The organism is Streptomyces tamarix (assembly GCF_032423885.1).
GTDB lineage: Bacteria > Actinomycetota > Actinomycetes > Streptomycetales > Streptomycetaceae > Streptomyces > Streptomyces tamarix.
Window position 1 is genome coordinate 43,812 of the sequence record NZ_JAWCTQ010000020.1, and the last position, 17,549, is coordinate 61,360.

20 protein-coding genes and 1 pseudogene are annotated in these 17,549 nt (G+C 72.9%); 1 reads left to right on the top strand and 20 read right to left on the bottom strand.

The genetic code is table 11. From position 1 onward, the window contains the following. Positions 1-129 precede the first annotated feature (129 nt). The 3 genes from pyrH to rpsB form a co-directional block, all read right to left on the bottom strand. Positions 130-894: a UMP kinase gene (gene pyrH / locus RND61_RS17450; RefSeq protein ID WP_315878905.1), complete on the bottom strand. Its 765-nt coding sequence runs from the start codon at positions 892-894 to the stop codon at positions 130-132. A gap of 153 nt (positions 895-1,047) precedes the next feature. Continuing rightward, positions 1,048-1,884, bottom strand: a complete 837-nt coding sequence (tsf, locus tag RND61_RS17455; protein WP_315878906.1) for a translation elongation factor Ts — start codon at positions 1,882-1,884, stop codon at positions 1,048-1,050. A 138-nt stretch (positions 1,885-2,022) separates the two neighbouring features. Further along, on the bottom strand, positions 2,023-2,913 hold the full coding sequence (gene rpsB / locus RND61_RS17460) for a 30S ribosomal protein S2 (RefSeq protein ID WP_315878907.1): 891 nt from the start codon (positions 2,911-2,913) through the stop codon (positions 2,023-2,025). 257 nt (positions 2,914-3,170) lie between these two features. On the opposite strand from rpsB, the gene RND61_RS17465 reads away from it, so the two are divergent. Then, on the top strand, positions 3,171-3,836 hold the full coding sequence (locus tag RND61_RS17465; RefSeq protein ID WP_315878908.1) for a murein hydrolase activator EnvC family protein: 666 nt from the start codon (positions 3,171-3,173) through the stop codon (positions 3,834-3,836). Positions 3,837-3,848: 12 nt separating this feature from the next. On the opposite strand, the gene RND61_RS17470 is transcribed toward RND61_RS17465, so the two are convergent. The 17 genes and pseudogenes from RND61_RS17470 to RND61_RS17550 form a co-directional block, all read right to left on the bottom strand. Continuing rightward, a complete protein-coding gene (locus tag RND61_RS17470) occupies positions 3,849-4,409 on the bottom strand; it encodes a TetR/AcrR family transcriptional regulator (protein ID WP_315878961.1) in 561 nt (186 codons plus the stop codon). A gap of 72 nt (positions 4,410-4,481) precedes the next feature. Then, positions 4,482-5,321 (bottom strand): RNA polymerase sigma factor WhiG, encoded by an 840-nt coding sequence (whiG, locus tag RND61_RS17475; protein ID WP_315878909.1) that lies wholly within the window; start codon positions 5,319-5,321, stop codon positions 4,482-4,484. Positions 5,322-5,553: 232 nt separating this feature from the next. After that, on the bottom strand, positions 5,554-6,792 hold the full coding sequence (gene dprA / locus RND61_RS17480) for a DNA-processing protein DprA (RefSeq protein WP_391653629.1): 1,239 nt from the start codon (positions 6,790-6,792) through the stop codon (positions 5,554-5,556). A 119-nt stretch (positions 6,793-6,911) separates the two neighbouring features. Next, on the bottom strand, positions 6,912-8,519 hold the full coding sequence (locus RND61_RS17485) for a YifB family Mg chelatase-like AAA ATPase (protein ID WP_315878910.1): 1,608 nt from the start codon (positions 8,517-8,519) through the stop codon (positions 6,912-6,914). Further along, positions 8,519-8,881, bottom strand: coding sequence for a YraN family protein (locus tag RND61_RS17490; protein ID WP_315878911.1), 363 nt, complete (start codon positions 8,879-8,881; stop codon positions 8,519-8,521). Before RND61_RS17490 ends, RND61_RS17485 begins: the two co-directional genes overlap by 1 nt. A 106-nt stretch (positions 8,882-8,987) precedes the next feature. Continuing rightward, positions 8,988-9,296, bottom strand: coding sequence for a DUF2469 domain-containing protein (locus RND61_RS17495; protein WP_031130160.1), 309 nt, complete (start codon positions 9,294-9,296; stop codon positions 8,988-8,990). Positions 9,297-9,339: 43 nt separating this feature from the next. Beyond that, positions 9,340-9,867 carry an NUDIX hydrolase gene (locus RND61_RS17500; protein ID WP_315878912.1) on the bottom strand — a complete coding sequence of 176 codons (528 nt, stop codon included), beginning with the start codon at positions 9,865-9,867 and terminating at the stop codon, positions 9,340-9,342. Positions 9,868-9,943: 76 nt separating this feature from the next. After that, positions 9,944-10,711, bottom strand: coding sequence for a signal peptidase I (gene lepB, locus RND61_RS17505; protein ID WP_315878913.1), 768 nt, complete (start codon positions 10,709-10,711; stop codon positions 9,944-9,946). 89 nt (positions 10,712-10,800) lie between these two features. Then, the gene (lepB, locus tag RND61_RS17510) at positions 10,801-11,802 is read right to left on the bottom strand and encodes a signal peptidase I (protein ID WP_391653648.1); all 1,002 of its coding nucleotides are present in this window, start codon (positions 11,800-11,802) and stop codon (positions 10,801-10,803) included. Beyond that, positions 11,690-12,779: pseudogene (gene lepB, locus RND61_RS17515) on the bottom strand (signal peptidase I); the annotation flags it as partial. The gene lepB (RND61_RS17510) and the pseudogene lepB (RND61_RS17515), both read right to left, overlap by 113 nt. Next, positions 12,772-13,524, bottom strand: a complete 753-nt coding sequence (lepB, locus tag RND61_RS17520; protein WP_315878915.1) for a signal peptidase I — start codon at positions 13,522-13,524, stop codon at positions 12,772-12,774. The pseudogene lepB (RND61_RS17515) and the gene lepB (RND61_RS17520), both read right to left, overlap by 8 nt. A gap of 69 nt (positions 13,525-13,593) precedes the next feature. Further along, positions 13,594-13,944 (bottom strand): 50S ribosomal protein L19, encoded by a 351-nt coding sequence (gene rplS / locus RND61_RS17525; protein ID WP_031074691.1) that lies wholly within the window; start codon positions 13,942-13,944, stop codon positions 13,594-13,596. A 131-nt stretch (positions 13,945-14,075) separates the two neighbouring features. Beyond that, positions 14,076-14,897 carry a tRNA (guanosine(37)-N1)-methyltransferase TrmD gene (trmD, locus tag RND61_RS17530; RefSeq protein ID WP_315878916.1) on the bottom strand — a complete coding sequence of 274 codons (822 nt, stop codon included), beginning with the start codon at positions 14,895-14,897 and terminating at the stop codon, positions 14,076-14,078. Continuing rightward, positions 14,897-15,505, bottom strand: a complete 609-nt coding sequence (gene rimM / locus RND61_RS17535) for a ribosome maturation factor RimM (RefSeq protein ID WP_315878917.1) — start codon at positions 15,503-15,505, stop codon at positions 14,897-14,899. Before rimM ends, trmD begins: the two co-directional genes overlap by 1 nt. 82 nt (positions 15,506-15,587) lie before the next feature. Continuing rightward, positions 15,588-15,827 carry an RNA-binding protein gene (locus RND61_RS17540; RefSeq protein WP_014153811.1) on the bottom strand — a complete coding sequence of 80 codons (240 nt, stop codon included), beginning with the start codon at positions 15,825-15,827 and terminating at the stop codon, positions 15,588-15,590. Between the two features lie 2 nt (positions 15,828-15,829). After that, positions 15,830-16,273 (bottom strand): 30S ribosomal protein S16, encoded by a 444-nt coding sequence (gene rpsP, locus RND61_RS17545; protein ID WP_315878918.1) that lies wholly within the window; start codon positions 16,271-16,273, stop codon positions 15,830-15,832. 186 nt (positions 16,274-16,459) lie between these two features. Beyond that, positions 16,460-17,053, bottom strand: coding sequence for a hypothetical protein (locus RND61_RS17550; RefSeq protein WP_189537915.1), 594 nt, complete (start codon positions 17,051-17,053; stop codon positions 16,460-16,462). Between the last annotated feature and the right edge of the window lie 496 nt (positions 17,054-17,549).

Here is a 17,549-nt window from a genome sequence, read left to right on the forward strand (position 1 = left end):
CGTGCACCACGGCCGCGGAACCTGCGTCGCGTCTTCTCCTGCACGGTGTCCGACCGGCAGGGCTTTGTCCATCCCCGGCTGGGCCCCGGGGTCCCCCCGCTCGAACGAAGTCGAGAGCCCGGGGAAGGGTCAGTGCCGGGTGCCCTCGCCGCTCACGAGAGTGCCGATCTTCTCACCCTTCACGGCGCGGGCGATATTGCCGGCCGTGAGGAGTTCGAAGACGAGGATCGGCAGCTTGTTGTCGCGGCAGAGGGTGACGGCGGTGGCGTCGGCGACCCTGAGGTCCCGGGCGATCACCTCGCCGTACTCCAGGGCGTCGAACTTCACGGCGTCCGGGTTGGTCTTCGGGTCGGAGTCGTAGACCCCGTCGACCCCGTTCTTGCCCATGAGGAGGGCCTCGGCGTCGATCTCCAGCGCGCGCTGGGCGGCGGTCGTGTCGGTGGAGAAGTAGGGCATGCCCATGCCGGCGCCGAAGATCACGACGCGGCCCTTCTCCAGGTGGCGCACGGCGCGCAGCGGGATGTAGGGCTCCGCGACCTGACCCATGGTGATGGCGGTCTGGACGCGGGACTGGATGCCCTCCTTCTCCAGGAAGTCCTGGAGGGCGAGGCAGTTCATGACCGTGCCGAGCATGCCCATGTAGTCGGAGCGGGCCCGGTCCATGCCGCGCTGCTGGAGCTCGGCGCCGCGGAAGAAGTTGCCGCCGCCGATGACGACCGCGATCTGCGCGCCGTCACGGACGACCGCGGCGATCTCGCGGGCGATGGCGTGGACGACGTCGGGATCGACGCCGAGGCCGCCGCCGCCGGAGAACGCCTCGCCGGACAGCTTCAGGAGGAAGCGTCCGGCCTTCTTGCCGGTGTTGTCGTCGCTCTGTGCGGCGCCCTGATTCATTGGAGATCTCCTCGTGCACATACGAAGAAGGCCATTGCCGGGGGTGCTGATGTCCCTGTGCGGCAATGGCCTCCTCGTCAGATCTGCGGTCGTCCGGCGCGGACGCGGACGACTGCTACGACCCTATGGGGTCCGGTGTCCGTCGGTACGGACTCAGATGCCGACCTTGATGCGCGTGAAGCGCTTCAGGGTGACACCGGCCTCGTCCAGGATCTGCTGAACGGACTTCTTGTTGTCGAGCGCGTACGGCTGACCGAGCAGCGTCGCGTCCTTGAAGAAGCCGTTGAGGCGACCCTCGACGATCTTCGGCAGCGCGGCCTCGGGCTTGCCCTCGGCGCGGGTGGTCTCCTCGGCGACGCGGCGCTCGGCCTCGACGACCTCGGCCGGGACGTCGTCCTTGGAGAGGTACTTCGGGGCGAACGCGGCGATGTGCTGCGCGACGCCCTTGGCGACCTCGGCGTTCTCCTTGTCGAGCTCGACGAGGACACCGATCTGCGGCGGCAGGTCCGGCATGGTGCGGTGCATGTACGCGGTGACGTAGCCGCCGGAGAACTGCGCGAAGCGGTCGAGAACGATCTTCTCGCCGAGGTTCGCGTTGGCCTCGTCGACGAACGCCTGGACGGTCTTGCCGGGCTCGATCTCGGAGGAGAGCAGCGCCTCGATGTCGGCCGGGCCGGTGGCCGCGACGTGCTGGGCGAGCTGGTTGGCGACCGACTGGAACTTCTCGCCCTTGGCGACGAAGTCCGTCTCGCACTTCAGCTCGACGAGGACGCCGGAGGTGTTGTCGTCGGCGATCAGGGAGACGACGGCACCGTTCTCGGCGGAGCGGCCCTCACGCTTGGCGACGCCCTTCTGACCCTTGATGCGCAGGGCCTCGACGGCCTTGTCGACGTTGCCGTCGGACTCGTCCAGCGCCTTCTTGCAGTCCATCATGCCGGCGCCGGTGAGCTCGCGGAGCTTCTTGACGTCGGCGGCGGTGTAGTTCGCCATGATCTGTGAATCTCTCTCGAAGTCTGGAAGATCTACCAGGATCTATGGGGTGACGGAGGGGGCTTGTGGCCCCCTCCGTCGACGACCGGACCGGTCAGGCCGGGCGCGGGGCCCGGGCCTCGGGGTCAGGACCGCTGGTCAGGCCTGCTCGGCCTCGGCGGCCGGCGCCTCGGCGGCCGGGGCCTCGGCAACCTCGGCGGCCGGGGCCTCGGCGGCGGCCTCGGCCGGCTTCTCGGCCTCGTCGGCCTTCTTCTCGCCCTCGAGCAGGTCGCGCTCCCACTCGGCGAGCGGCTCGCCGGCGGCCTTGTCACCCGGCTTGCTGTCGCCGGTGGCGACGCCGGAGCGGGCGATGAGGCCCTCGGCGACGGCGTCGGCGATCACACGGGTGAGCAGGGTGACGGAGCGGATCGCGTCGTCGTTGCCCGGGATCTTGTAGTCGACCTCGTCGGGGTCGCAGTTGGTGTCGAGGATCGCGACGACCGGGATGTTGAGCTTGCGCGCCTCACCGACGGCGATGTGCTCCTTCTTGGTGTCGACGATCCAGACGGCGCTGGGCACCTTCTGCATGTCGCGGATACCACCGAGGGTCTTCTCCAGCTTGGCCTTCTCGCGGGAGAGGACCAGGAGCTCCTTCTTGGTGAGGCCGGAGGCGGCCACGTCCTCGAAGTCGATCGCCTCGAGCTCCTTGAGGCGCTGGAGGCGCTTGTACACGGTGGAGAAGTTGGTGAGCATGCCGCCCAGCCAGCGCTGGTTGACGTACGGCATGCCGACGCGGGACGCCTGCTCGGCGATGGCCTCCTGCGCCTGCTTCTTCGTGCCGACGAACATGATCGAGCCGCCGTGCGCGACGGTCTCCTTGACGAACTCGTAGGCGCGGTCGATGTACGACAGCGACTGGAGCAGGTCGATGATGTAGATGCCGTTGCGCTCGGTGAAGATGAAGCGCTTCATCTTCGGGTTCCAGCGACGGGTCTGGTGACCGAAGTGGACGCCGCTCTCCAGCAGCTCCCGCATCGTGACGACGGCCATGGCCGTATCTCCTTGAGTGTGTCGGTTGTTTCCTGACGCCCCGGCGCGCTGTGCCACGAATGGACCGATGAGCGCCACCACGGCCGGTGAGGGCGGTGGCGGGGCGTGCGAAGTCGACCCGGTGGCCCGGGTCGCCAGAAGAAGTGTACGGGACCTGGGCGCCGCCGGGTGACGGCGCTGTCCACAAGCGGCGCCGTCGTCCACAGATCGGGGCCGTGATCCACCCGGGCGGGGGGATCGGGGGGACAGTGCGTTGCATGGACCGACGTTCTCCGCGCGCCGCCCTGCCGGCGGCCCTGGCGCTCCTGCTGTTCGTCGTCGCGGTCGCGGGTGCGGCCGCCGTGCCGGGGCCGCGCGCCCCGGCGGCGGCCGTCTCCGCGGCGCCGCTGCGGGCGGGCCCGGACGGGAGCGCGCCGCCGGGCGGGGGGCCGTCGGATGGGGGGCCGCTCGACGGCGGGCCGTCGGATGGGGGGCTGCCCGCGCGGGACGCGGTGTGGCCGGTGGGGCCGCCCCGGGCGGTGGTGGTGCGCGGGTGGGAGCCGCCCGTGTCGGCGTACGGGCGGGGGCACCGGGGCGTCGACCTGGCCGCGCCGCCGGGCACGCGGGTGCGGGCGGCCGTCGCGGGGCGGGTGTCGTTCGCGGGGCCGGTGGCGGGGCGGGGCGTCCTGGTGGTGACGCTGCCGGCACCGCCGGGCGCGGTGCCCCTGAGGATCACGTACGAGCCGGTGCGGGCCGTGGTGGAGGCCGGGGCGCGGGTGCGGGCGGGTCAGGTGGTCGCCCTGACGGCCGCCGACGCGGCGTCGCACTGCGCGGGCGCGTGCCTGCACTGGGGGCTCAGGCGGGGGGACGCCTACCTGGACCCGCTGTCGCTCCTGCCGCGGCTGCCGCGCCGTCCGCCGTCCCGGCTGCTGCCCTGGTGGTGAGGGCGCGCGGCCTTAGGGGTGGGCGACACCGCGCAGGGCGACGGCGACGGCCGTGTCGGCGATGGCGGTCGGGTCCTCGGCGGCGCCGAGCTCGATCCGGCGGACGGCCGCGTCGACGACGCCCTGGAGGAGCATCGCGGCGAGCCGGGGCTCGGGCTGGCCGAGTTCGGCGAGGGCCTCGACGATGATCGCGACGAGGCCGCCGTGCGCGGCGCGGATCTTCTCGCGGGCGCCGTCGTCGAGTTCGCTGGCGGAGATGGCGACGACCGCCCGGTGCCGGCGGTCGCCGACGAGCTCCAGCTGGCGGCGCACGTACGCCTCGACCTTCGCCCCGGGGGTGGCCGCCCGCTCCATGGCCGCCTCGACCTCCGCCGCCCAGACGGGGAAGTCGACCGCGCACAGCTCCTCGACGACGGCGGCGCGGGAGCGGAAGTACTCGTACACCGACGACCGGGCGAGGCCGGTGCGTTCGGCGAGGGCGGGGAAGGTCAGCGCCTCCGTGCCGCCCTCGGACAGCAGGGAGCGCGCCGCATCCAGCAGGGCGGCGCGCTGCATCGTCCGGTGCTCGGCCACGGAGGCCGCTCGAATCCTTGGCACGGGACCCACTGTACGGCCGTCCGTTCGACCTCGGGGGGCCGTCCCCGGTCAGCGTCCGACATCCGCCAGCTTCGCCCTGAGCTGGAGGACCGACTTGGTGTGGATCTGGCTGACGCGGCTCTCCGTGACGCCCAGGACGTTGCCGATCTCGGCGAGGGTGAGGCCCTCGTAGTAGTAGAGGGTGACGACGGTCTTCTCGCGCTCCGGGAGGGTGTTGATGGCCCGGGCGAGCAGCCGGCGCACCTCGCGGCCCTCGGCGACCTCGACGGGGTCGTCGGCGGCGGTGTCCTCCAGGGTGTCCATGAGGCTGAGGCGGTCGCCGTTCTCGCCGCCGACGTGCAGCAGCTCCTCCAGGGCGACGACGTTGGCCAGGGACAGCTGACTGAAGACGGCGTGGAGGTCCTCGACGGGGATGCCCATCTCGGCGGCGACCTCGCTCTCGGAGGGGGTGCGCCGCAGCCGCGCCTCCAGGGTGGCGTAGGCGCGCTCCACGGCCCGGGCCTTCTGGCGGACGGAGCGGGGGATCCAGTCCAGGGCCCGCAGTTCGTCGATCATGGCGCCGCGGATGCGGGTGATCGCATAGGTCTCGAACTTGATCGACCGGTCGATGTCGAACTTCTCGATGGCGTCGATCAGGCCGAAGACCCCGGAGGAGACGAAGTCGGCCTGCTCGACGTTGGAGGGCAGGCCGACGCTGACCCGGCCCGCGACGTACTTCACGAGGGGCGAGTAGTGCAGGATCAGCTGTTCCCGCAGCCGCTCGTCGCCCGTGTCCTTGTACGACCGCCACAACTCGTCCAGCGACGAGGGAGCGGCCGGCCGCGCGCTGCCCCGGGCAGCGGGCGGCGGTACCGCAGCGCGGTCGGACCCGGAGGTGTGCTGGGGCATGCGTCGCCTTGAGCCGTTCTGCCGTGATGTGCAGGGATGGACGGGAGGTAGCCGTGAGCGTAGCGTGACTGGGCCGTCGCGGTGAGCGAAGGCGAGGGGATCGTCCGTAGGCGGGATCACGTCGTCGGCCGCATCTTCGAATGGGGGTGGCGGGCCGTCCACGGGTGCCTCCGCCGTCACCGATGGAGCAAGGATGGTCATCGGGTTCACCTTTTCACCCGATTGCTCCAGGTCAAGGACCGCCTCGCCGGGCGTCCGGGTGGTGTTCCCCGGTGGTCGTCAACCGCCAGATGTCGCCATGCCGTTCGACGTGTCCGAGGGAGTGGAGCTCGTACAGTCTGCCGAGTGCGTCGTCAACGCTCGTCCCGGCGTTCGCCGCCACGTCGGGGACGGTCATGGCCCGGCCGGGCGGTGGGAGCGCGTCGAGCACGCGTGCGGTGACCGGGTCGAGGAGGTCCCTCGGGACGACGGGGCCGCGCCGGTCGGGGGCGAGCTCCCCGATGTCGCCGACGAGTTCGGCGACGTCGTCGGCGTCGGTGACCAGGACGGCGCCGCCGCGCAGGAGTTCGTGGACGCCCGCGGAGAGGCCGCTGGTCGCGGCGCCCGGCACCCCCATCGTGTGGCGGCCGAGCCGCTGGGCGTCGCGCGCGGTGGCGAGCGCCCCGCTGCGGTACGCGGCCTCGACGACGACGGTGCCCCGGGTGAGGGCGGCGATGACGCGGTTGCGCATCAGGAACCGCCCCGGTGTGGGGTGGTCGCCGGGCGGCAGCTCCCCCACCACCAGCCCCTGCTGGGCGATCCGGCCGATCAGCCCGGCGTGCCCGCGCGGGTAGGCGACGTCGACGCCGCAGGCGAGCACGGCGACCGTGGCGCCTTCCGCGCCGAGGGCGCCGCGGTGGGCGGCGCCGTCGATGCCGAACGCCGCGCCGGAGACGACGACCCAGCCGCGCTCCGCCAGCCCGGCGCCGAGCGCGGCCGCCATGTGCGCCCCGTACGGCGTGCAGGCGCGGGCGCCCACCACGGCGACGGAGCGCAGCGCCCACCGCCGCAGGTCGGCGGGGCCCCGCAGCCAGAGGCCCACGGGCCGGGCGTCCCCGAGGTCGTCGAGTTGACCGGGCCACTCCGCGTCACCGGGGACGACGAACCGCCCGCCGAGCGATCCGATCAGCTCCAGGTCCTGCCGGGGCCGCACCCGGGCCGTCCGCGCCAGATATCCCTGGAGGCGCCGCTCGCTCGCCCCGGTGAGCGATCCGCTCCGGTACGGCTCCGCGGTGAGCCGCCGCAGCAGTTCCACGGCCCCCAGCTCGCGCAGCCACCGCCCGCCGTGCTCGTCCCCCGGCTCGACCACCCGGCACAGCGCCGCCCGGGCGACCCGCTCCTCGTCCGTCACCACCACGCCGGCACCCCCGGTGTCCGTTCCCCGCAGCCTGCCGGCGGGCCCGCCCGCCGGCCCTCCCTCCAGCTCCTCCACCAGCCCTTCCTCCGGGCCCTCTCCCCGGGTCCTCCGCCAGCCCTCCCCCGGGCCTGCCACCGGCCCTTCCCCCGGGCCGGTGTCCCGACCCGGGCCCGCCCGCATCCCGGCGGTGGCCGTCACCGCCGTCCTCCCGTCCTCACCGGTACGCCCCGGGGGATTCCCGTGCGCAGCTCCAGGGCGAGGTTGACGTCGTCGGCGCCGGGGCGGCCGCGGCCCGCCAGGTCGGCGAGGGTCCAGGCGGTGCGCAGGACCCGGTCGAGGCCGCGGGCGGTGAGCAGGCCGCGTTCGATGTCGCGTTCGGCGGCGGCCAGGGCGCCGGGGGCGGGGTGCCAGCGGGTGCGCAACTCGTGACCGGGCACCTCGGCGTTGCGGGTCCACGGCGTGCCGATCAGCCGCGCCGCGGCGCGCTCCCGGGCGGCGTGGACCCGGGGGGCGACCGCGGCGGTGGACTCGCCGTCCGCGGCCAGCAGCTCGGCGCGGCCGACCGGCTCGACCTCGACCCGCAGGTCGACGCGGTCCAGGAGCGGCCCCGACAGGCGCGACTGGTAGCGGCGGATCACCGACGAGGGGCACTCGCAGCCGCCCCCCTGGGCGCTGTGCCGCCCGCACGGGCACGGGTTCGCGGCGAGGACCATCAGGAACCGCGCGGGGAGCCGCACCACGCCCGCCGCGCGCGCCACGACCACCTGGCCCGACTCCAGGGGCTGCCGCAGGGCGTCCAGGGCCTTCCCCGAGAACTCGGGGGCCTCGTCCAGGAAGAGGACGCCCCGGTGCGCGAGCGAGACGGCCCCCGGACGCGGCAGCCCGTTGCCGCCGCCGATCAGGGACTGCATCGTCGCCGAATGGTGCGGCGCGCAGTACGGCGCCCGGCTCACCAGCGGCCTTCCCGGCGGGAGGATGCCGGCCACGGAGTGGACGGCGGTCACCTCCAGCGACTCGCCGCGGGTCAGCGGCGGCAACAGGCCGGGCATCCGCTCGGCCAGCATGGTCTTGCCCGCGCCGGGCGGCCCGGACAGCAGCAGGTGGTGGCCGCCGGCGGCGGCGACCTCCAGGGCGAGCCGTGCGGCGCGCTGCCCGGCGACGTCCGCCAGGTCGGGGCCGTCGCCGGAGTCGGCGGCCAGTCCCGTACCGACCCCGGCGCCGGGGACGACCAGACCGGCCAGCATCGGGTCGGGCCTGCCCTCCTCGTCCGGTTCCTCCTCGGGTACGGGCGCGTCGGTGAGGATCGCGACCAGTTGGCGCAGGCTCCGCACGCCGAGCACGGACACCCCCGGCACCAGCGACGCCTCCCCCGCGGTCCGCTCGGGGACGACGACGTGCTCGTACCCGGCCTCGGCCGCCGCCAGGACCGCCGGCAGCACGCCCCGTACCGGCCGGACCCGGCCGTCGAGGCCCAACTCCCCGATGAGGACGAGATCCGCGATCGTGCGCGGATCGATCAGCTCGGCCGCGGCCATCACCGCGCACGCGACGGCGAGGTCGAAGCCGGAACCCGCCTTGGGCACCGAGGCGGGACTCAGCCCGACCGTCAACTTCTTCTGCGGCCACTCCGCCCCGGAGTTGACCATCGCGGCCCGTACCCGGTCGCGACTCTCCGACAGGCTCTTGTCCGGCAGGCCGACCAGCGTGAACGCCGCGACCCCCGGCTCCAGGTCCGCCTGGACCTCCACCACGACCCCGTCGACACCGACCAGTGCCACCGCGCACGTCCGGGCGAACCCCATCAGGCCACCCCCCGCACGTGGTGCACGACGGGGGCGCCGCGCCGGGGCAGGACCACGCCGACCAGGTCGATGCGGACCCCTCCCGGGGGCGGCCCGCCGTGCCGGTCGAGCCAGCACTCGGCGAGTCTCCTCAGCCGCTCCGCCTTGGCGCGTGTGACCGCCGCCAGGGGGTGCTGGAAGGCGTCCGCCCGGCGGGTCTTCACCTCGCAGATCACGACCGCGTCGCCGTCGCGGGCGACGATGTCGATCTCGCCGCCGCGCCCGCAGCGCCAGTTCCTGGCGAGGACGGTCATGCCCACCTCGCCGAGCCGGCGTACCGCCAGCCTCTCCCCGTACTGTCCGAGTGCCCCCGTCGCGTTCATCTCGGCACCACCTCCGGTACCGACTGTGACGCCTCGGGCGCTCAGTTGTGGATCTTGGTGGACAACCGGTCCCGCTGTGGAGAACCCGGTCACCCGTACGGGTGCGTCAGCTGCCCGGAAGCTCCAGATCCGACTTGTTCAGCTCTTCGATGTTCACGTCCTTGAACGTGAGTACCCGTACCTGTTTGACGAAGCGGGCCGGCCGATACATGTCCCAGACCCACGCGTCCGCCATCGACACCTCGAAGAAGACTTCGCCGTGCACGGAGTGCACCTGCATCTCGTAGTCGTTCGTCAGGTAGAAGCGCCGCTCGGTCTCGATGACGTATTTGAACAGCCCGACGACGTCGCGGTACTCCCGGTAGAGCTTCAGCTCCATCTCGGTTTCGTACTTCTCGAGGTCCTCGGCGCTCATGGCATGTTCCCCTTCAGCCGTGCGTGCCCCCATTGTGCGCCAGTCATCCGTACTCCCAGACGATTTCCGGGGACAGGGCGACCGGCGCGGGCGGCGGGCCCTCGTCGAGCAGCGTGCGCAGCAGCCCGGCGAGTCGTGTCGGGTACACCGTCTCACGGGCCGTCGACAGTTCGGTGGAGGTCCACCACCTCAGCCCCGCGACACTGCGGCTCTCCAGCTCGGTGAGGCGGTCCCCCAGGGCGGCGGCGGTGTGCCGGGTCCGGGCCAGGTAGTACCACTCGTCCTGGTTCCAGCGGCGCCCGTCGAACGGGAACGAGCAGACGCGCCGCCACAGCACCGGCCCGAGCTCGACGTCGGTGATCCCGGTCTCCTCGGCCAACTCGCGCAGCGCGGCCTCCTCGCGGGTCTCGTCTCCCTCGACGCCCCCGCCCGGCGTGAACCACCAGGTCCGCCCCGGATCGTCCGGCTCGTAGCCGTGCAGGAGCAGGATCCGGTCGTCGGGGTCGAGCAGCACGACCCGCGCGACCCTCCGCAGCTCGCCCGGCGGCAGCCCGGGCGGCGGCTCCCCCAAAGGCTCCTGGGGCGGCTCGCCCGGCCGCCGGTCCTCCGGCGCGCACCCGTGTCCGTCCGCCGCCCGCGCCGCCCCGTCAGCCACGTGCCGCCGCCCCGCTCCGCGGCCGGGACCGCGACACCGCCCGCGCCAGCGGCCCGCACGCCGCTCCGCCCAGGACCAGCGCCGCACCGGCCGTGACGGCCCACGCCAGCGGCCGTACGGGCCCGGGCTCCGACACCCCGCCCGGCAGGGCGGCGAAGCCCCGCGGCCGGTCGACCACGCCGAGCCCGTCCAGCGGCCACACGACGGCGTCGAGCCGGGCGGTGACGGCGCTCCGGGGCACCGCCCCCTTCCCCGCGTCCTGGAGGTGCGCCCGCGAGTCCTGGGACCCGGCGCGCTGGTCGCCCAGGAGGAAGAGGTGCCCCTCGGGCACGGTCGCGGCGAACTCCGTCGGCGACGCGGCCTCCTTCCCGCCCCAGCCCTGGGAGCGCAGGTACGGCTCCTGGACGGGCCTGCCATTGACGGTGAGCCGGCCGTCCGCGTCGCAGCAGGCGACCTCGTCGCCGTCGAGACCGACGACCCGCTTGATCATCGGCAGGTCGCCCCAGGTGCGGTCCGTGAAGACCACGACGTCGCCGCGCCGCACCTCCGAACCGTCGATCCGCTGGGCCAGGACCCGGTCGCCGGCCGTGACGGTCGGGTTCATCGAGTCGGTGGGCACGGTGTAGGGCCGGTACAGGACGGCTCCCCAGGCGAACCCGCCGAAGAACAGCACACAGCCGGCGGCCACGACCAGCCCCGACAGCACGCTGCCGAGGCGGCCGCGGCCGCCCGTACGTATCGTTCCGCCCGTTCCGCCCATCCCAGCGCTCCCCACTCAGGAGATCGAGTGCCCTGGGACGGCACCCTACCCGCGCCCGCTACCGGGCGGTACGCCCCGCTGCGCCCCGCTCACGCACGGGCGGGCGCCTGTCCGACCGCCCCTTCGCGCGCGAGGATCCGGCGGCGGCGCCACAGCACCAGCGGCAGGGCGCCGGCGAGCCCCAGGGCGCCGGGCCCGGCGGCGGTCGCGGCCAGTCCGGGCTGGTCGAACGTGTCCGGCACCGGCAGGGTCGACCAGCGGCCCAGCGGCCAGGCGACGACGATCGCGCGGCCCACGACCTCCTCGTTGGAGACCGTGCCGTTGCCCGGGAGCTCCTGGTGGTAGCGGGAGTCCAGCGAGTTCTGCCGGTTGTCGCCCATCACCCAGATGCGGCCGTCGGGGACCTTGATCGGCCCGAACGGCTCGTCGTCGCACGACGTGGAGCCCGGGTACAGGTACGCGGTCTCGTCGAGCGTCTTGCCGTTGACGAAGACCTTGCCGCCCTTCTTGCACTCGACGGTGTCCCCGCCGACCGCGATGACGCGCTTGATCAGGTCCTGCTTCTCCGACGACGGCATCAGCCCGATGAAGCTCAGGAACTTCTGCAGCGGATTCGGCTCGGGCGCGGGCTCGTTGAGCCAGCCGCCCGGGTCGTGGAAGACGACGACCTCTCCGCGCTCCGGCTCCGAACCGAACCACGGGGTCAGTTTGTCGACCAGCACCCGGTCGCCGCGCTGCAGCGTGTTCATCATCGACTCGGAGGGGATGGAGAATGCCTGGACCAGGAAGGTCTTGATCAGCAGCGCCAACAGCAGGGCGATGCCGACCAGCAGCGGCAGCTCCTTCCAGAAGGAGCGCTGCTTCCTCGGCTGCGGCTGCCCGCCGTCGTCCACGGTGTCGTCGTTGTCCACGCTGTCGCCCTCGGCGTTCTCGGCGCTCCTCGCGCCGGTCACGTGCGGCGCGTCACTGCGGACGGCCGCGCTCTCGTTCACGCCCGCGGCGGGCGTCCCGCCCGGGCCGGGGGACGGGTCCGCGAGCTGCCCGCGCCCCTTCTCCGGCTCGTCGCGTCCGGATCGTGCGCCGACCGCCAGATCCCCCACATCCACTCCTCAGTCCGTACTCTCACCCTCCCCCGAAGCAGGGGAAGGCCCACCACTCCCATAACGAGCGGGAGTTCCGCAGGGGTCGGGAGCCGTAGCGATCCATTCGCGTACCAGGGGGACACACTATGCGACGTGCCGAGCGCCGTCGCGGTCCCGGGCGGCGCGTCCGGGACCCCGGCGAACGCGTCCTCGCCGTCCAGCCCGCGCCAGTGACCGAACGGCCAGGCGATCACGAAGGCGCGCCCCACGACCTGCTCCTGCGCGATCGTCCCCTGGAACGCCTCGTCGAGGTGGAAGCGCGAGTCGGCCGAGTTGGAGCGGTGGTCCCCGAGGACGAACAGCCGCCCCTCGGGGACCCTGACGTCGAAGGGGATCTGCGAGGGCGCGTTGCCCGGATGGAGGTACGGCTCGTCCAGGGGTGCGCCGTTGACGGTCACCCGCCCGTTCGCGTCGCAGCACGTGACGGTGTCCCCGCCGACGGCGACGACCCGCTTGATGAGGTCCTGCTCGTCGTCCGACGGCAGCAGGCCGATGAACGTCAGGGCCTGCTTGACCTGGGCGACGCCGACCGGGTCGTCGTCCGGCGGCGGCTGCTCGGCCTGGAGCCAGCCGCCGGGGTCCTTGAAGACGACGACGTCGCCGCGCTCCGGCCGCGAACCGAACCAGGGCGTCAACTTGTCGACCAGGACGCGGTCGTCGATGCGGATCGTCTGCTCCATGGAGCCGGACGGGATGACGAACGCCTGCACCAGGAAGGTCTTCAGGACGAGCGCGATGAGGACCGCGACGGTGACGAGGAGCGGGATCTCCTTGAGCGCGGACCGGCGCCTGCGCCGCTTCACCCTGCGGGCGAGCCTGCGCCGTTCGGCCCGGCCGGGCAGCGGGCGGCGGCCGTCCGCGGACCGCGCCCCGGCGGGCGGCCCGGTCCCGGCGCGGTGCCCGCCGCGCCGGCCCCGGCTACCCATGCCCTCCGCCCGGGACGGGGACGTCCGGTACGGCGCCGAAGGCGCCCGTCGCGTCGACGCCGGACCAGCGCCGCACCGGCCAGCCGATCCAGTCGGCCCTGCCGATCACCCTGTCGACGGGGACCATGCCGCCGCCCGGCGCGCCCAGGTGGTCACGGGAGTCCCGGGACTGGCTGCGGTGGTCGCCCATCACCCAGAGGGTGCCCTCCGGCACCACGACGTCGAACGGCACCCGGGAGGGGGCGTCACCGGGGTACAGGTACTCCTCCTCGACGGGTGCGCCGTTCACCTCGATCCTGCCCTCCTCGTCGCAGCACCTCACCCGGTCGCCCCCGACGCCCACGACGCGCTTGACGAAGTCGGTGTCGGCGGGCTCCGCGAGGCCCAGCGCCGCCGCGGCGCCGCGCAGGAACCCGGTGACCGGGTTCTCTTCCGGAACGGTACGGACGAAGGAGCCGCTTCCGTCGAAGACGACGACGTCCCCGCGCGCGGGCCGGGCGCCGAAGCGGTACGCCAGCTTGTTGACGACCACCCGGTCGCCCACCTGGAGCGTCGGCTCCATCGACCCGCTGGGGATCTGGAAGGGCTGGATGAGGAAGTGGCTGACGAGCAGCATGCCGACGGCCCAGGCGAGGCCGAGCAGGCCGGCGGTGCGCCAGGAAAGCGCGAAGCGCGACCTCCGCTCCGGCTGCCTCTCGGCGTCGGGAGGGAGGTCGCGCTCCGTGTGCTTGGCTTCGGTGTCCATCGGGGGCGAGCCTAACCGGCCACCCTGTCAGGCTCACCCGAGGCGCGGGCGCGCGGGCTGAGCCGGGGCTCAGTTCTCGCGCTTCTCCTTGATCTTCGCGGCCTTGCCGCGCAGCTCACGGAGGTAGTACAGCTTGGCGCGGCGGACGTCACCACGGGTGACGAGCTCGATCTTCTCGAAGATCGGGCTGTGCACCGGGAAGGTGCGCTCGACGCCGACGGAGAAGGAGACCTTGCGGACCGTGAAGGTCTCGGAGACGCCGGAGCCCTGGCGGCGGATGACGACACCCTTGAACTGCTGGATGCGGGAGCGGTTGCCCTCGATGACGCGAACGTGGACGTTCACGGTGTCACCGGGACGGAACGCCGGGATGTCGGTCCGCAGGGAGGCGGAGTTGACGGCGTCGAGCACGTGGGACATGGTCGTCTGCTTCCTCGCTGATGCCACAGGTCATCAACGGCAACTGGAAAGTCGAGTGGGTGTGGCCGTGCGGCGGGTGCGGCGTCGTGTCCCCCTGTGGCAGGGGCGCCGACCGGACGTACGGCAGCGGCCTATTCTTCCACGCTCTGCGGCCTGCGCCAAAATCGGCCACCGGGCTCGGGCGCCCAGCCGAGGATGGAGAGGGTCTCGCGGTCCTTCTTGTCGAAGGCCGCGGGGTCGCACCGCTCGATGAGGTCGGGACGGTGCAGCGCGGTGCGCCGGAGCGCCTCGTCCCGCCGCCACCGCGCGATCTTCCCGTGGTGGCCGCTGAGGAGGACGTCGGGGATGCCGTGGCCCCGCCAGACGGGCGGCTTGGTGTAGACGGGGCCTTCCAGGAGGTTGGCCATGGCGCCGGGGGCGAACGAGTCGTCCCGGTGGGACTCGGCGTTGCCCAGGACGCCCGGGAGGAGCCGGGCCACGGCCTCGGTGATCACCAGGACGGCGGCCTCCCCGCCGGCCAGGACGTAGTCGCCGATGGACACCTCGTACACGGGCATCCGCGTGGCGTACTCGTCCATGACGCGGCGGTCGATGCCCTCGTAGCGGGCCGGCGTGAAGACCAGCCAGGGCCGCTGCGACAGCTCGACGGCGAGCTCCTGGGTGAAGGGGCGCCCGCTGGGCGTGGGGACGACGAGCACGGGCCCGTGGGCGCCGGCCTCGTACCCGGCGGCGGTGACCTCGTCGAGGGCGTCGCCCCAGGGCTCGGTCTTCATGACCATGCCGGGGCCGCCGCCGTAGGGCGTGTCGTCGACAGTGTGGTGCCGGTCGTACGTCCAGCGGCGCAGGTCGTGGACGTGGACGTCGAGCTGGCCGCGGGCGCGGGCCTTGCCGACGAGCGAGACGTTCAGCGGGTCGAGGTACTCGGGGAAGATCGTGACGACGTCGAGCCGCATCAGCGATCGTCCCCGTCCCCGGCGGCCCCGCCGTCGGGGACGTCGGCGCCGCCGGAGGTGTCGACGCCGTCCTCCGCGCGCGTGGAGGCGATGACGGCACGGTCGTCGATGAGGCCCGGCGGCGGCACGACGACCGCCCTCTGCCCGTCGAGGTCGACCTCGGTGACGATCTCCTCGACGAACGGGATCAGCACCTCACCGCCGTCGGGCCGCTCCACGACGAACAGGTCCTGGTACGGCAGGTGGGAGACCTCGGTGATCCGGCCGATCACGGTGCCGTCGGCGAGGACGACGTCGAGGTCGATCAGCTGGTGGTCGTAGTACTCGTCCGGCTCCTCGGGGCGCTCGTCCGGGTCGACCTCGGCGATGAGGAGGGTGTTGCGCAGCGCCTCGGCGGCGTTCCGGTCGCGCACGCCCGCGAAGCGCAGCAGGAGCCGGCCGCTGTGGACGCGACCGCTCTCGACGGTGAGGGGCCCGGCGGAGGCCGGGTCGGTGGCGAGTACGGCGCCGGGCGCGAGCCGCAGCTCGGGTTCGTCCGTACGCACCTCGACGGTGACCTCGCCCTTGATGCCGTGGGCGCGGCCGATCCGCGCGACTACGAGCTGCACTTTCTGAACTCTCCTGTCGGACGACGACGGGCCGGGGCGGGCCGCAGCCCTCCCCGGCCCGTGCGCCGGTGTTCAACTTCGCTCAGCGAACCTGGTCCACGTCGACGAGGTCGACCCGGATCCCTCGGCCGCCGATGGCACCCACGACCGTACGCAGTGCGCGCGCGGTGCGGCCGTTGCGGCCGATCACCTTGCCGAGGTCATCGGGGTGCACCCGGACCTCGAGCACACGTCCGCGGCGCAGGTCGCGCGAGGCGACCTGCACATCGTCGGGGTTGTCGACAATGCCCTTCACGAGGTGCTCGAGAGCCTCCTCGAGCATGCTCAGGCCTCGGTCGACTCGGAGGACGCGGCCTCGGCCTCGTCCGCCTTCTTGTCGGCCTTCTTGGCCTTCGGGGTGATGGCCTCACCCTTGGCGTCGTCGCCCTCGATCGACTTGGCGAAAGCGTCGAAGGAAGCGCGCTTGTCTTCCTTCGTGGCCGGGGCCAGCAGCGGCTTCTCCGGAGCCGGCAGGCCCTTGTGCTTCTGCCAGTCGCCGGTCAGCTTCAGGATGGCGAGGACCGGCTCGGTCGGCTGGGCGCCGACGGACAGCCAGTACTGCGCGCGCTCCGAGTCGACCTCGATGCGCGACGGGTTCTGCACCGGGTGGTACAGGCCGATCTCCTCGATCGCCCGGCCGTCACGGCGGGTGCGGGAGTCGGCGACGACGATGCGGTAGTGAGGCGAACGGATCTTGCCCAGACGCTTCAGCTTGATCTTGACTGCCACGGGTGTGGTGTCTCCTGGTCTTGACGTGGTTGGGCACAACGAGATGCCACGTGGGGTTGCGGTACCCGAATGCCCGATGGACGCGTCAGCCGTAGGAGAGAGGGGTCCTGTTCGACTGTCGAGTACAGCTAGCCATTGTGCCACATCCCGCATGGTCGCCGGTTCCCGGGGCGAGCGGGCCGTGGATCATCTCGCGGCGCCCACCGCTTCCGGGATGCGGAAGGGCTTCCCGCATCCGCCGCAGACGATCGGCGCCTGGGCCAGGACCGACGGGACCACCCGGACGTTGCGTCCGCAGTCGCAGACCGCCTTGACCCGCACGCCGCCGCCCGACGAGCCGTGCCGCGCGGCGGGCCCGCGGAAGGAGCGCTTCGTGTCCGCGGCCGTGGCGGCCGTGTGCGCCTTGAGGGCGCGCTGCAGCCGCTCGATCGTCGGCCGGTACCGGCGCTTGGCCTCGGGGCTGAGCGTGACCAGTGAGAAACCGCTGCTCGGGTGCGGCTCCTCGGAGTGGTCCAGGCCCATCTCCTCGGCGATCGCCAGGAATCGGCGGTTGTGGTAGCGGCCGGCACGGGAGGTGTCGCGGACCCCCCGGGCGGCGGCGATGCCGTGGACTGCCTCGTGGAGCAGTCGCTCGAAGGAGAGCTCGGCGCCACAAGCGGACGACGACTCTCCGATCAGGGACTCGGGCGCGGCGAGATCCGGCAGTTCGGGGTGGTGCCGCTGAATGTCGGCCCACGCCTGTGCCAGTTCTGCGGCGAGGACAGGTGGTGTCGTGCTCACGTCGTGAACAACGAGCCGGGGAGCCGTCGGGTTCCATTCCGGGGCATCCCAAATATTTTGCACGTACCCGTCAGTTGTCATTGATGTGTCCTCACGAGGGCCAGTGCGCTGATCTGCGGAGAAGCCGCACAGCTCGCATCAAGGTGGTACGTAGTGGCGCGGTCGCGGGCGCCCCCGAGGCGTGTGCCCCGGCGCCCGCCCGCGTCCGTGCGCCGGTCCTGACTCACGGTGCGGCGTTCGGTGACGGCGCATCACCGTGGGCGACGTTACCCCGGCGGCCGGAGGCCCGTGTCACCGACCCCGTTGCCATGGCGGGATTCGCACGGCGACCCCACTATGGGAGGTGGTTCGTGCCGGGCCAGGGGGCGCACGACCGGGGCACGCGCGCATTGCGGCCCGACCCCCTGGACGCGGGGGCGGAAGCGGAGTTCCCTGGCTACGGACCGTGCGAGCGCACGCACACGGGGGCTGTCGATCAGGGCACGGACGCACAGAT